At 59.7% G+C, this 15,161-nt stretch carries 12 protein-coding genes; all 12 read left to right on the forward strand.

Annotation, left to right across the window (positions count from 1 at the left end):
• Positions 1-5 precede the first annotated feature (5 nt).
• On the forward strand, positions 6-1,376 hold the full coding sequence (purB, locus tag ACA072_RS18205) for an adenylosuccinate lyase (protein WP_461974884.1): 1,371 nt from the start codon (positions 6-8) through the stop codon (positions 1,374-1,376).
• A gap of 86 nt (positions 1,377-1,462) precedes the next feature.
• Complete coding sequence (locus ACA072_RS18210; RefSeq protein WP_497619614.1) at positions 1,463-2,632, forward strand: ribosomal protein uL16 3-hydroxylase; 1,170 nt, start codon at positions 1,463-1,465, stop codon at positions 2,630-2,632.
• Positions 2,625-3,050 (forward strand): GNAT family N-acetyltransferase, encoded by a 426-nt coding sequence (locus ACA072_RS18215; RefSeq protein ID WP_497619615.1) that lies wholly within the window; start codon positions 2,625-2,627, stop codon positions 3,048-3,050. Before ACA072_RS18210 ends, ACA072_RS18215 begins: the two co-directional genes overlap by 8 nt.
• A gap of 216 nt (positions 3,051-3,266) precedes the next feature.
• Positions 3,267-4,028: a secretin N-terminal domain-containing protein gene (locus ACA072_RS18220; protein WP_109629424.1), complete on the forward strand. Its 762-nt coding sequence runs from the start codon at positions 3,267-3,269 to the stop codon at positions 4,026-4,028.
• Positions 4,029-4,528: 500 nt separating this feature from the next.
• A complete protein-coding gene (gene aceA, locus ACA072_RS18225) occupies positions 4,529-5,854 on the forward strand; it encodes an isocitrate lyase (protein ID WP_131062363.1) in 1,326 nt (441 codons plus the stop codon).
• A gap of 644 nt (positions 5,855-6,498) precedes the next feature.
• Positions 6,499-6,912 (forward strand): NADH-quinone oxidoreductase subunit A, encoded by a 414-nt coding sequence (locus tag ACA072_RS18230; protein ID WP_003223812.1) that lies wholly within the window; start codon positions 6,499-6,501, stop codon positions 6,910-6,912.
• Positions 6,913-6,922: 10 nt separating this feature from the next.
• The gene (locus ACA072_RS18235) at positions 6,923-7,597 is read left to right on the forward strand and encodes a NuoB/complex I 20 kDa subunit family protein (RefSeq protein WP_010458867.1); all 675 of its coding nucleotides are present in this window, start codon (positions 6,923-6,925) and stop codon (positions 7,595-7,597) included.
• Positions 7,598-7,669: 72 nt separating this feature from the next.
• Entirely contained in the window at positions 7,670-9,454 is a 1,785-nt protein-coding gene (gene nuoC / locus ACA072_RS18240; protein WP_497619616.1) for an NADH-quinone oxidoreductase subunit C/D, read from the forward strand.
• A 2-nt stretch (positions 9,455-9,456) separates the two neighbouring features.
• The gene (nuoE, locus tag ACA072_RS18245) at positions 9,457-9,954 is read left to right on the forward strand and encodes an NADH-quinone oxidoreductase subunit NuoE (protein ID WP_007946422.1); all 498 of its coding nucleotides are present in this window, start codon (positions 9,457-9,459) and stop codon (positions 9,952-9,954) included.
• On the forward strand, positions 9,951-11,306 hold the full coding sequence (nuoF, locus tag ACA072_RS18250) for an NADH-quinone oxidoreductase subunit NuoF (RefSeq protein WP_283188478.1): 1,356 nt from the start codon (positions 9,951-9,953) through the stop codon (positions 11,304-11,306). Before nuoE ends, nuoF begins: the two co-directional genes overlap by 4 nt.
• A gap of 136 nt (positions 11,307-11,442) precedes the next feature.
• The gene (gene nuoG, locus ACA072_RS18255) at positions 11,443-14,157 is read left to right on the forward strand and encodes an NADH-quinone oxidoreductase subunit NuoG (protein ID WP_497619619.1); all 2,715 of its coding nucleotides are present in this window, start codon (positions 11,443-11,445) and stop codon (positions 14,155-14,157) included.
• A complete protein-coding gene (gene nuoH, locus ACA072_RS18260) occupies positions 14,154-15,161 on the forward strand; it encodes an NADH-quinone oxidoreductase subunit NuoH (protein ID WP_436274337.1) in 1,008 nt (335 codons plus the stop codon). The genes nuoG and nuoH overlap by 4 nt, the downstream gene beginning before the upstream one ends.

The following is a 15,161-nucleotide window of genomic DNA, read 5'->3' on the forward strand; positions in this document are numbered from 1 at the left end:
ACCCCATGCAGCTTTCTTCGCTCACTGCGGTTTCCCCTGTTGACGGCCGCTACGCCGGCAAAACCCAGGCCCTGCGCCCAATTTTCAGCGAGTACGGCCTGATCCGTGCCCGCGTTCTGGTTGAAGTGCGCTGGCTCCAGCGCCTGGCCGCTCACCCTGGCATCAGCGAAGTGCCGGCGTTCTCCGCCGAAGCCAACGCGGTGCTGAACACTCTGGCGGACAACTTCGCTCTGGAACACGCCGAGCGTGTCAAAGAGATCGAGCGCACCACCAACCACGACGTCAAAGCCATTGAGTACCTGCTCAAGGAACAAGCGGCCAAGCTGCCGGAACTGGCCAAGGTCAGCGAGTTCATCCACTTCGCCTGCACCAGCGAGGACATCAACAACCTGTCCCACGCCCTGATGCTGCGCGAAGGCCGTGATGACGTGATGTTGCCGCTGATGCGCCAGACCGCTGAAGCCATCCGCGAATTGGCCATCCGTTTCGCTGACGTGCCAATGCTGTCGCGCACCCACGGTCAACCGGCCTCGCCGACCACCTTGGGCAAAGAGCTAGCGAACGTGGTTTACCGCCTGGAGCGTCAGATCGCTCAGGTCGCTGCCGTTCCGCTGCTGGGCAAGATCAATGGCGCTGTCGGCAACTACAACGCTCACCTGTCGGCCTACCCTGAGATCGACTGGGAAGAAAACGCCCGCGCCTTCATCGAAGACGAGCTGGGCCTGGGTTTCAACCCGTACACCACGCAGATCGAACCGCACGACTACATTGCCGAGCTGTTCGACGCGATCGCGCGTTTCAACACCATCCTGATCGACTTCGACCGCGACATCTGGGGCTACATCTCCCTGGGTTATTTCAAGCAGCGCACCATCGCTGGCGAAATCGGTTCGTCGACCATGCCGCACAAGGTCAACCCGATCGACTTCGAAAACTCCGAAGGCAACCTGGGTATCGCCAACGCATTGTTCCAACACCTGGCAAGCAAACTGCCGATCTCCCGCTGGCAGCGCGACCTGACCGACTCCACCGTGCTGCGCAACCTCGGTGTCGGCTTCGCCCACAGCGTGATCGCGTACGAAGCCAGCCTCAAGGGCATCAGCAAACTGGAGCTCAACGCTCAGAAGATCGCTGCTGACCTGGACGCTTGCTGGGAAGTATTGGCCGAGCCGATCCAGACCGTGATGCGTCGCTACAACATCGAAAACCCGTATGAAAAGCTGAAAGAGTTGACCCGTGGCAAGGGCATCAGCCCTGAAGCACTGCAAACTTTCATCGACGGTCTGGACATGCCCGCCGCCGCCAAGGCCGAGCTGAAATTGCTCACCCCGGCGAACTACATCGGTAACGCTGTAGCACAAGCCAAACGCATCTGATCGACCGCTTTACCCGTTTGAGACGCCCGGCAGCGCCGGGCGTTTTTATTCCCGTCTGAAAAGTTCATTTTTTCAATAGGTTACACATGAATCCTGACATTCCTCTTCAACTTCTGGGCGGCATCACGGCGCGCGAGTTCCTGCGCGACTACTGGCAGAAAAAACCCCTGCTGATCCGTCAGGCGATTCCTGAATTCGAAAGCCCGATCGACGCCGACGAACTGGCCGGTCTGGCGCTGGAAGAAGAAGTCGAGTCGCGCCTGGTGATCGAGAACGGCGAGCGCCCTTGGGAATTGCGCCGTGGTCCGTTCGCCGAAGACGAATTCAGCAAACTGCCGGAACGTGACTGGACCCTGCTGGTTCAAGCGGTTGACCAGTTCGTCCCGGAAGTCGCCGAGCTGCTGGAAAACTTCCGCTTCCTGCCGAGCTGGCGCGTCGACGACGTGATGATCAGCTTTGCCGCCCCGGGTGGCAGCGTCGGTCCGCACTTCGACAACTACGACGTGTTCCTGCTGCAGGGCCATGGCAAGCGCAACTGGAAAATCGGCCAGATGTGCGATTCCGAGAGCCCGCTGCTGCAACACGCGGACCTGCGCATCCTCGCTGATTTCGAAGCTACCGATGAATGGGTACTGGAACCGGGCGACATGCTTTACCTGCCGCCGCGCCTGGCCCATTGCGGCGTGGCCGTCGATGACTGCCTGACGTACTCGGTCGGTTTCCGCGCGCCGAGCGCCTCGGAAGTGCTGACACACTTCACCGACTTCCTCAGCCAGTTCCTGACCGACGAAGAGCGTTACACCGACGCCGACGCCCTGCCGGCGGTCGACCCGCACCAGATTCAGCACGACGCCCTTGATCGCCTGAAAGCCTTGCTGGCCGAACACATGAGCGACGAGCGCCTGCTGCTGACGTGGTTCGGCCAGTACATGACCGAGCCGCGCTACCCGGAACTGGTTGCCGGCCCGGAAGAAATCGAAGAAGAAGACTTCCTCGCCAGCCTCGAACAAGGCGCTGTGTTGATCCGCAACCCGAGCGCGCGCCTGGCCTGGTCCGAAGTCGATGACGACCTGCTGCTGTTCGCCAGCGGCCAGAGCCGTTACCTGCCGGGCAAGCTGCGCGAGTTGTTGAAATTGATCTGCGCCGCTGACGCCCTGCACACCGACAACCTCGGTGACTGGCTGAACGACGAAGATGGCCGCGGCCTGCTGTGCGAGCTGATCAAGCAAGGAAGCCTGGGGTTCGCTGATGAATAAAATTCACGTACGTGTCGCAGACTGGCAAAAGGACAACGCCGAGATCCGGCGCATTCGTGAGACGGTGTTTATTGCCGAGCAATCCGTTCCACCCGAGCTTGAATGGGATGCCGATGACGCTACGGCAGTGCATTTCCTGGCGTTCGAGGGCGACTTTCCGATTGGCACCGCCCGCCTGCTGCCTGATGGTCACGTCGGCCGGGTGTCGGTGCTTAAAGACTGGCGCGGTTTGAAGGTGGGCGATGCGCTGATGCAAGCGGTGATCGGTGAGGCCGAGGAGCGCGGGCTGAAGCAGCAGATGCTGAGCGCACAGGTCCAGGCCACGGCGTTCTATGAGCGCCTGGGCTTCAGCCTGGTCAGTGAGGAGTTCCTGGAAGCCGGGATTCCGCATGTGGACATGGTGCGACACTCGGCTTAATACCGAGTCGCCCCCTTCGCGAGCAAGCCCGCTCCCACAATTGGAATGCATTTCCCTGTGGGAGCGGGCTTGCTCGCGAAGAGGCCCGAAAGAACACCACAAAACGCCCTGCCGTCTTCGGATGCCGGGGCGTTTTGCCGTCTGCGATTCAACTTGCCCCACGCCGGGCCGACAAACTGGCAATATCAACACTTCAAGATGTCGGAGATAACGGATATGTCCCTACGCACCCTGCTCACCACGCTGCTGCTGACGTGCAGTTTTTCAGCCATGGCAGCCACCGAGATCGTGCCCCTGAACTACCGCACCAGCGCCGATATGCTGCCCATGGCACAGGATTTCATCGGCAAGGACGGCCAAGTCAGCGCGTACGGCAATCAGCTGATCGTCAATGCCGATCAGCGCAAGATCGACGAACTTAAGGCCCTTGTTACGCAACTCGACGTGGCCGCCAAACGCCTGCTCATCACCGTCGACACCAACGAAAACAACTTCCAGGGCGACCAGGGATACTCGGTGAACGGCGCCAAGCCGAGCCAGACGCGCATCATCAATCGCAGCACCGACAGCCGCGATGGCGGCATCCAGCAGATTCAGGCCAGCGAAGGCGCACCTGCACTGATTCAGGTCGGCCAGAGCGTGCCACTCACCAGCAGCCAGACAGATTCCTACGGCGATTTGCGCAGCCAGACCGAGTACCGCAACGTCACCCAGGGTTTCTATGTCACCGCCAGTGTCACCGGCGACATCGTTCACCTATCGATCAGTACTAACCGTGACCGGATGAGCCAGGAACGTCCCGATGTAGTGAATGTGCAAAGTACCGACACAACTGTCACGGGACGCCTGGGCGAGTGGATCACTCTGGCCGGCGTGAACCGCCAGACTCAGGCCGACAAACAGGGCCTGACCCGCAGCTACTCGACTCAGGGCCGGGATGACATGACCCTTCGGGTGAAAGTCGATACTTTGGACTAAACCACCGAAAACTGACTGATTAGTCGTATTAGACCAAAGATGTAGTGCCTGAAAAAAAGCACTACAAAACGTTTGACGATCGAAAAAAGCAAAGGCATGATGGCCTCGCTCCCGCTAATCAGGGGCCCTGGCAAGGGCCTTCGAGGCGCCGCTCGCATCTACCCCGCGAGCCGCTTCGTGTCTGTACCGCCCACAAGGTGTGTTTGACGAGGTTGCCGACTGGAACGAAGTTGTCCCGAGGGACGGAAGCGTAATTAGGTAACCCGGCTCCACACTGAAGTTCGTATAAAGGCCCACGACGCCCGAATCCGCTCGCCAGTTCGCCCTTACCTGCTCACTTCCCCTCGAGCCCATCGTTCATCCCGTCGCCAACCCCGCCGAATCCGACTTGACCACCTAAGCTTCTGGTCAGCGAGCAGCCTCTTACGCCTCTCTCATAATGCGTAGTTGGCAGGAGCAGGAATTTTCCACCCCAGACCTATGCGACGAGGTTTATCTCCATGGCACTGACACGCGAACAGCAAATTGCAGCCCTCGAAAAAGATTGGGCTGAAAACCCACGCTGGAAAGGCGTGACACGCGCTTACTCCGCTGCTGACGTCGTCCGCCTGCGTGGCTCGGTTCAACCTGAGCACACCTTTGCAAAACTGGGCGCCGAGAAGCTGTGGAACCTGGTCACCCAGGGCGCCAAGCCATCCTTCCGTCCTGATAAAGATTTCGTCAACTGCATGGGCGCCCTGACCGGCGGCCAGGCTGTGCAACAAGTCAAAGCCGGTATCCAGGCGATCTACCTGTCGGGCTGGCAGGTTGCTGCGGACAACAACTCCGCCGAATCGATGTACCCGGACCAGTCGCTGTACCCGGTGGACTCGGTTCCAACCGTGGTCAAGCGCATCAACAACTCGTTCCGTCGTGCTGACCAGATCCAGTGGAAAGCCGGCAAAGGCCCGGGCGACGAAGGTTACATCGACTACTTCGCGCCAATCGTGGCTGACGCTGAAGCCGGTTTCGGCGGCGTTCTGAACGCTTACGAACTGATGAAAAGCATGATCGAAGCAGGCGCCGCCGGCGTTCACTTCGAAGACCAACTGGCTTCCGTGAAAAAATGCGGCCACATGGGCGGCAAGGTACTGGTTCCTACCCAGGAAGCTGTACAGAAGCTGACCGCTGCTCGCCTGGCGGCTGACGTTGCCGGTACACCGACCATCATTCTGGCCCGTACCGATGCTAACGCGGCTGACCTGCTGACTTCCGATTGCGACCCGTACGACAAAGAGTTCGTGACTGGCGAACGCACTCAGGAAGGTTTCTACAAAGTGCGCGCTGGTCTCGACCAGGCCATCTCCCGCGGCCTGGCCTACGCGCCGTACGCCGACCTGATCTGGTGCGAAACCGCCAAGCCGGATCTGGACGAGGCTCGTCGCTTCGCTGAAGCGATCAAAAAGGAATACCCGGACCAACTGCTGTCGTACAACTGCTCGCCTTCCTTCAACTGGAAGAAAAACCTGGACGACGCGACCATCGCCAAGTTCCAGCGCGAACTGTCCGCCATGGGTTACAAGCACCAGTTCATCACCCTGGCCGGCATTCACAACATGTGGCACAGCATGTTCAACCTGGCGCACGACTACGCCCGCAACGACATGACTGCCTACGTGAAGCTGCAAGAGCAGGAATTTGCTGACGCTGCCAAGGGTTACACCTTCGTGGCTCACCAGCAGGAAGTGGGCACCGGCTACTTCGACGACATGACCACCGTGATTCAAGGTGGCTCGTCTTCGGTGACCGCGCTGACCGGTTCGACTGAAGAAGAACAGTTCCACTGATCTGCTTCGCCTGAGCTAACGGCCGTTGCGGACCGAATAGAAAGCTAACCGCAACGCCGCACATCTGACGCCCCGACTGGTTCGGGGCGTTTTTTTTGCCCGCGATTTAACGCTCCCCCAAAAATCCCTGTGGGAGCGGGCTTGCTCGCGAATGCGGTGGATCAGTCGACATCAATGTTGAACGCTGAACCGCATTCGCGAGCAAGCCCGCTCCCACAAGGGGACGGTGGTGATTCAGGAAAAATCATTGATCCAGAGCAGTTTTTTGATCAGGAAAACAGGGTAAAACGACCCCGCCCGCTACTTGCAGTAACGCGCATATAAGACAACTTTCCAGCCACTCCCTCGTTAATCAGTTTAAAAACCGACCCAAACAATATTGATTATCATTTAGCCGTAACTATGTTCGTTACATTCCCTACAAAACAATATTGATGAAAACCCGGCTAATGCCCGCAACGCATGGGCTTCGGGGCTTCGGAGGTGCGCTATGTCCTTATTCCATTAAATAATTTCGCTATCTGAATTTTACTTGCACCGTGTTGTGCCATAAAATCAGCGGGATTGATTGCTGCGACATATCGTCACTGCGTTGTTTCTTTTTCAAGCTCAGAGACCTTTGCTCTCTGTTAAGGATTTCCAGCATGCCCGAAGCGACAGGACTCATGGCCCACAACTGGGGCTTTGCCATTTTCCTTCTGGGCGTCGTCGGCCTTTGCGCCTTCATGCTTGGTGTCTCAAGCCTCCTCGGGTCAAAAGCCTGGGGCCGCAGCAAAAACGAACCGTTCGAGTCCGGCATGCTACCTACAGGTGGCGCCCGCTTGCGGCTCTCAGCCAAATTCTATCTGGTCGCGATGCTCTTCGTGATCTTCGATATCGAAGCCCTCTTTCTCTTTGCCTGGTCTGTGTCCGTCCGCGAAAGCGGCTGGACCGGATTCGTCGAAGCTCTCGTTTTCATAGCAATTCTGTTGGCAGGTCTTGTCTACCTGTTCCGAGTGGGCGCCCTTGACTGGGCTCCGGAAGCTCGTCGCAAGCGGCAGGCGAAGCTGAAACAATGAGGCTTTGGCAATGCAATACAATCTCACCAGGATCGACCCCGATGCTCCTAACGAGCAGTATCCGATTGGCGAGCGGGAAACCGTTTCCGATCCGTTAGAAGATCAAGTCCACAAAAACATTTTCATGGGCAAGCTCGAAGACGTGCTTAACGGCACCGTCAACTGGGGGCGCAAGAACTCCCTGTGGCCGTATAACTTCGGTCTTTCGTGCTGCTACGTGGAAATGACCACCGCCTTCACGGCGCCCCACGACATCGCGCGCTTTGGCGCCGAGGTTATCCGGGCATCGCCGCGCCAGGCGGATTTCATGGTTATCGCCGGTACCTGCTTCATCAAGATGGCGCCGATCATTCAGCGTCTCTACGAGCAAATGCTCGAACCTAAATGGGTTATCTCCATGGGTTCGTGCGCCAACTCCGGTGGCATGTACGACATCTACTCCGTCGTTCAAGGGGTGGACAAGTTCCTGCCCGTGGACGTCTACGTGCCTGGCTGCCCGCCCCGTCCTGAAGCTTTTCTGCAAGGCTTGATGCTCTTGCAAGAGTCGATTGGACAGGAGCGTCGTCCGCTTTCCTGGGTCGTCGGTGATCAAGGCGTGTACCGCGCCGAGATGCCTTCGCAAAAGGAACAGCGCCGCGAACAGCGAATCGCAGTCACCAACCTGCGCAGCCCCGACGAAGTCTGATCCAGATCTGCTTCTTTTATAGAACGAGAAACTGGCTTCATTCTTTACGTTGACCGAAAGCGATAAATAACCATGACTACAGGCAGTGCTCTGTACATCCCGCCTTATAAGGCAGACGACCAGGATGTGGTCGTCGAACTGAATAACCGTTTTGGCCCCGAGGCGTTCACCGCCCAGCCTACCCGCACCGGCATGCCGGTGCTTTGGGTTGCCCGTGCCAAACTCGTCGAAGTCCTGACCTTCCTGCGCAACCTGCCCAAGCCGTACGTCATGCTCTATGACCTGCACGGCGTGGACGAGCGTCTGCGCACCAAGCGTCAAGGGCTGCCAAGCGGCGCCGACTTCACTGTGTTCTATCACTTGATGTCGATCGAACGTAATAGTGACGTAATGATCAAGGTCGCCTTGTCCGAGAGCGACCTGAACGTGCCGACCGTGACCGGCATCTGGCCGAACGCCAACTGGTACGAGCGTGAAGTGTGGGACATGTACGGCATCAACTTTGCCGGCCACCCGCACCTGACCCGCATCATGATGCCGCCGACCTGGGAAGGTCACCCGCTGCGCAAGGACTTCCCGGCCCGTGCCACCGAGTTCGATCCGTTCAGCCTCACGCTGGCCAAGCAGCAGCTTGAGGAAGAAGCCGCGCGCTTCAAGCCTGAAGACTGGGGCATGAAGCGTTCCGGTGCGAACGAGGACTACATGTTCCTCAACCTCGGCCCTAACCACCCTTCCGCACACGGTGCGTTCCGCATCATCCTGCAGCTGGACGGTGAAGAAATCGTCGATTGCGTACCGGACGTCGGTTACCACCACCGTGGTGCCGAGAAGATGGCCGAGCGTCAGTCCTGGCACAGTTTCATCCCGTACACCGACCGTATCGACTACCTCGGCGGCGTGATGAACAACCTGCCGTACGTGCTCTCGGTCGAGAAACTGGCCGGCATCAAGGTGCCCGAGAAGGTCGACGTCATCCGCATCATGATGGCCGAGTTCTTTCGGATCACCAGCCACCTGCTGTTCCTGGGGACTTACATCCAGGACGTCGGCGCCATGACCCCGGTGTTCTTCACGTTCACCGACCGTCAGAAGGCGTACACGGTGATCGAAGCCATTACCGGTTTCCGTCTGCACCCGGCCTGGTACCGCATCGGTGGCGTCGCCCACGACCTGCCGCGCGGCTGGGAAAAACTGGTGAAAGACTTCGTCGAGTGGATGCCAAAGCGTCTGGACGAATACCAGAAAGCTGCCTTGGACAACAGCATCCTCAAAGGCCGGACCATCGGCGTCGCTGCCTACAACACCAAAGAGGCCTTCGAATGGGGCGTCACTGGTGCAGGCCTGCGTTCGACCGGTTGCGACTTCGACCTGCGTAAAGCCCGCCCGTACTCCGGTTACGAGAATTTCGAATTCGAAGTGCCACTGGCTGTCAATGGCGATGCCTACGATCGTTGCATCGTACGCGTCGAAGAAATGCGCCAGAGCATCAAGATCATCGAACAGTGCATGCGCAACATGCCGGCAGGCCCGTACAAGGCGGATCACCCGCTGACCACGCCGCCGCCGAAAGAGCGCACGCTGCAACACATCGAGACCCTGATCACGCACTTCCTGCAAGTTTCGTGGGGCCCGGTCATGCCGGCCAACGAATCCTTCCAGATGATCGAAGCGACCAAGGGCATCAACAGTTATTACCTGACGAGCGATGGCGGCACCATGAGCTACCGCACCCGGATTCGCACCCCAAGCTTCCCGCACCTGCAGCAGATCCCTTCGGTGATCAAAGGCAGCATGGTCGCGGACTTGATCGCGTACCTGGGTAGTATCGATTTCGTTATGGCCGACGTGGACCGCTAAGCATGAACAGCACGCTTATCCAGACAGACCGTTTCACCTTGAGTGAAACCGAGCGCTCGGCCATCGAGCACGAGCTGCATCACTACGAAGACCCGCGCGCGGCGTCGATCGAAGCCCTGAAGATCGTCCAGAAGGAACGTGGCTGGGTGCCTGACGGCGCGCTCTACGCCATCGGCGAGATCCTCGGCATCCCGGCCAGCGACGTTGAAGGCGTGGCGACGTTCTACAGCCAGATCTTCCGTCAGCCAGTCGGTCGCCACATCATTCGCGTCTGCGACAGCATGGTCTGCTACATCGGCGGCCATGAATCGGTCGTCAGCGAAATCCAGAGCAATCTGGGCATCGGCCTGGGTCAGACCACCGCCGACGGTCGTTTCACCCTGCTGCCGGTCTGCTGCCTCGGCAACTGCGACAAGGCGCCGGCGTTGATGATCGACGACGACACATTCGGTGATGTGCAGCCTGCCGGCGTTGCCAAATTGCTCGAGGGCTACGTATGACCCTGACTTCCTTCGGTCCTGCCAACCGCATCAAGCGTGTCGCAGAGACTCACCCGCTGACCTGGCGTCTGCGTGACGACGGCGAAGCCGTGTGGCTCGACGAGTACCAGGCCAAGAACGGTTACGCGGCAGCGCGTAAAGCCTTCGCCGACATGGCTCAGGACGACATCGTCCAGACCGTGAAAGACTCCGGCCTTAAAGGCCGTGGCGGTGCAGGCTTCCCCACGGGTGTGAAGTGGGGCCTGATGCCGAAAGACGAATCCATCAACATCCGCTACCTGCTGTGCAACGCGGATGAAATGGAGCCGAACACCTGGAAAGACCGCATGCTGATGGAGCAACTGCCCCATCTGCTGATCGAAGGCATGCTGATCAGTGCCCGCGCGCTGAAAACCTACCGTGGCTACATCTTCCTGCGTGGCGAATACACCACCGCCGCCAAGCACCTGAACCGTGCCGTGGAAGAAGCCAAGGCAGCAGGCCTGCTGGGTAAAAACATTCTGGGCAGCGGCTTCGATTTCGAGCTGTTCGTCCACACCGGCGCCGGGCGTTACATCTGCGGTGAAGAAACCGCACTGATCAACTCCCTCGAAGGCCGCCGCGCCAACCCGCGCTCCAAGCCGCCCTTCCCTGCCGCCGTTGGTGTGTGGGGCAAGCCGACATGCGTGAACAACGTGGAAACCCTGTGCAACGTGCCGGCGATCATTGCCGACGGCGTGGACTGGTACAAATCGTTGGCCCGCGAAGGCAGTGAAGACATGGGCACCAAGCTCATGGGCTTCTCCGGCAAGGTCAAGAACCCGGGGCTGTGGGAATTGCCGTTTGGCGTCACCGGTCGCGAGTTGTTCGAAGACTACGCCGGCGGCATGCGCGACGGTTACAAACTCAAGTGCTGGCAGCCAGGCGGCGCCGGTACCGGTTTCCTGTTGCCAGAACACCTCGACGCACAAATGTACGCCGGCGGCATCGCCAAAGTGGGCACCCGTATGGGTACCGGCCTGGCCATGGCGGTGGACGACAGCGTCAATATGGTTTCCCTGCTGCGCAACATGGAAGAGTTCTTCTCCCGTGAGTCGTGCGGTTTCTGCACCCCGTGCCGTGACGGTTTGCCATGGAGCGTCAAGCTTCTGCGCGCCATCGAGAACGGTGAAGGGCAAGCCGGCGATATCGAGACCCTGCTGGGTCTGGTCGGTTTCCTCGGCCCGGGCAAGACCTTCTGTGCTCACGCACCGGGCGCCGTGGAGCCGTTGGGCAGCGCAATCAAATACTTCCGCCATGAGTTCGAAGCCGGCATCGCGCCTACCAGCGCCGTCGTCCCGCCTCTGGCAAGGCCGATCGTAGTCGGCGCGTAAACGCTTAAAAAAGCGAAGGGTCCGTGCCCGCAGCTTTTCGTGTGATGACGCCGCAAGCGGCTGTGTTGATTCACGCGAATAACAAGATTCCATTAGCCACGCCCGCTGACACCGGGCCAACGAAGAACTTTGAACCATGGCCACTATCCACGTAGACGGCAAAGAGCTCGAAGTCGATGGGGCAGACAACCTGTTACAGGCATGTCTGTCGCTAGGCCTCGATATCCCTTATTTCTGCTGGCACCCAGCCCTAGGCAGCGTTGGCGCTTGCCGCCAGTGCGCGGTCAAGCAGTACACCGACGAAAACGACAAGCGTGGTCGGATCGTCATGTCCTGCATGACCCCCGCCACCGACGGCAGCTGGATCTCCATCGACGACGAAGAAGCGAAAGTGTTTCGCGCCAGCGTCGTCGAATGGCTGATGACCAACCACCCTCACGACTGCCCGGTCTGTGAAGAAGGCGGTCACTGTCACCTGCAAGACATGACGGTGATGACCGGCCACAACGAGCGCCGTTATCGCTTCACCAAGCGCACTCACCAGAACCAGCAACTGGGCCCGTTCATTTCACACGAAATGAACCGCTGCATCGCTTGCTACCGCTGCGTGCGTTTCTATAAGGACTACGCCGGCGGCACCGACCTCGGTGTGTTCGGCGCCCACGACAACGTGTACTTCGGTCGCGTTGAAGACGGCACCCTGGAAAGCGAGTTCTCCGGCAACCTCACCGAGGTCTGCCCGACCGGTGTGTTCACCGACAAGACTCACTCCGAGCGCTACAACCGCAAGTGGGACATGCAGTTCTCGCCGAGCATCTGCCATGGCTGCTCCAGCGGTTGCAACATCTCCCCGGGCGAGCGCTACGGTGAACTGCGTCGTATCGAAAACCGTTTCAACGGTTCGGTAAACCAGTACTTCCTGTGCGACCGTGGCCGTTTCGGCTACGGCTACGTCAACCGCGAAGACCGCCCGCGTCAGCCAAAGCTGGCCAACGGCGCCAAGCTGACACTCGACGAAGCACTGGATAAAGCCGCCGACCTGCTGCGCGGTCGCAACATCGTCGGTATCGGTTCGCCCCGTGCCAGCCTCGAAAGCAACTACGCGTTGCGCGAACTGGTCGGCGCCGAGCACTTCTACTCTGGCATCGAAGCCGCTGAGCTGGAACGCATTCGTCTGGTCATGCAGGTGTTGAAAGACAGCCCGCTGCCGATCCCGAACATGCGCGACATCGAAGATCACGATGCGATCTTCGTCCTCGGTGAAGACCTGACCCAGACTGCTGCGCGCATGGCCCTGTCCCTGCGTCAATCGGTCAAGGGCAAAGCCGAAGACATGGCCGACGCCATGCGCGTTCAGCCCTGGCTCGACGCTGCGGTGAAGAACATCGGTCAAAACGCGCTGAACCCACTGTTCATCGCCAGCCTGGCTGAAACCAAGCTCGACGACATCGCTGAAGAATGCGTTCACGCCGCTCCAGACGATCTGGCCCGCATCGGTTTCGCCGTGGCTCACGCCCTCGACGCCAGCGCACCGGCCGTTGAAGGCCTGGACGCTGAAGCTCTTGAACTGGCCAAGCGCATTGCCGACGCCCTGCTCGCGGCCAAGCGTCCGCTGATCATCGCCGGCACCTCGTTGGGTTCCAAGGCGCTGATCGAAGCCGCCGCCAACATCGCCAAAGCCTTGAAGCTGCGCGAGAAGAACGGTTCCATCAGCCTGATCGTGCCTGAGGCGAACAGCCTTGGCCTGGCCATGCTCGGTGGTGACTCGGTCGACGCCGCGCTGCAAGCCGTGATCGACGGCAAGGCCGACGCCATCGTCGTGCTGGAAAACGATCTGTACACCCGTACCGACAAAGCCCGTGTCGATGCTGCCCTGAACGCCGCGAAAGTGGTGATCGTGGCGGACCATCAGAAAACCGCTACCAGCGATCGTGCGCACCTGGTTCTGCCAGCCGCCAGCTTCGCTGAAGGCGACGGTACTTTGGTCAGCCAGGAAGGCCGCGCCCAGCGCTTCTTCCAGGTCTTCGACCCGACTTACCTCGACGCGAGCATCCTGGTTCATGAAGGCTGGCGCTGGCTGCATGCCCTGCGCGCAACCCTGTTGAACCAGCCAATCGACTGGACCCAACTGGACCACGTCACCGCAGCCGTAGCCGCAAGCACGCCGCAACTGGCGCGTATTGTCGACGCTGCGCCGTCCGCCGCGTTCCGCATCAAAGGCCTGAAACTGGCGCGCGAACCGCTGCGTTACTCCGGTCGTACCGCCATGCGCGCCGACATCAGCGTGCACGAACCGCGTACTTCCCAGGATAACGACACCGCGTTCTCGTTCTCCATGGAAGGTTACTCGGGCTCGGTCGAACCGCGTCAGCAGGTACCATTCGCCTGGTCCCCGGGCTGGAACTCGCCGCAAGCCTGGAACAAGTTCCAGGACGAAGTCGGTGGTCACATCCGCGCTGGCGACCCGGGCACCCGCCTGATCGAAAGCACCGGTGACTCGCTGAACTGGTTCGCTGCTGTTCCACGTGCGTTCAACCCGGCTCCGGGCACCTGGCAGGTTGTGCCGTTCTTCCACCTGTTCGGCAGCGAAGAGAACTCTTCCAAAGCCGCACCGGTTCAGGAACGCATCCCGGCCGCTTACGTCGCTTTGGCCAAATCCGAAGCCGATCGCCTGGGTGTCAATGACGGCGCCATGCTCAGCTTGAACGTGGCCGGCCAGACCCTGCGTCTGCCGCTGCGCATCAACGAAGAGCTGGGTGCCGGCCTGGTCGCCTTGCCGGCCGGTATCGCCGGCATTCCGCCAGCGATCTTTGGCAAATCCGTTGACGGTCTGCAGGAGGCAGCTCAATGACCTGGTTCACGCCTGAAGTGATTGACGTGATCATCGCGGTCCTCAAGGCCATCGTGATTCTGCTCGCCGTGGTGGTGTGCGGCGCGCTGCTGAGCTGGGTCGAGCGTCGTCTGCTCGCCCTCTGGCAGGACCGTTATGGTCCGAACCGCGTCGGCCCGTTCGGCGCGTTCCAGATCGCGGCCGACATGATCAAGATGTTCTTCAAGGAAGACTGGACCCCGCCGTTTGCCGACAAGGTGATCTTCACCCTCGCACCGGTCGTGGCCATGAGCGCCTTGCTGATTGCCTTCGCGATCATCCCGATCACCCCGACCTGGGGTGTGGCGGACATCAACATCGGCATCCTGTTCTTCTTCGCCATGGCGGGCCTGTCGGTCTACGCGGTGCTGTTCGCTGGCTGGTCGAGCAACAACAAGTTCGCCCTGTTGGGCAGCTTGCGGGCCTCGGCGCAAACCGTGTCGTACGAAGTGTTCATGGGCCTGTCGCTGATGGGCATCGTGATCCAGGTCGGCTCGTTCAACATGCGCGACATCGTTGAATACCAAGCGCAGAACCTGTGGTTTGTGATTCCGCAAATCTTCGGTTTCCTGACCTTCTTCATTGCCGGCGTCGCCGTGACTCACCGTCACCCGTTCGACCAGCCGGAAGCGGAGCAGGAACTGGCCGACGGTTACCACATTGAATACGCCGGCATGAAATGGGGCATGTTCTTCGTCGGCGAGTACATCGGCATCGTGTTGATTTCGGCGCTGCTGGTGACCTTGTTCTTCGGTGGCTGGCACGGTCCGTTCGGCATTCTGCCGCAGATCCCGTTCATCTGGTTTGCGCTGAAAACCGCGTTCTTCATCATGTTCTTCATCCTGCTGCGCGCCTCGATTCCGCGCCCACGGTATGACCAAGTGATGGATTTCAGCTGGAAGTTCTGCCTGCCGCTGACCCTCATCAACATGCTGGTGACCGCTGCGATCGTGTTGCTCAACACGCCCGCCGTCGCGGCTCAGTGA

The sequence above is a fragment of the Pseudomonas sp. LBUM1656 genome, from assembly GCF_059716065.1.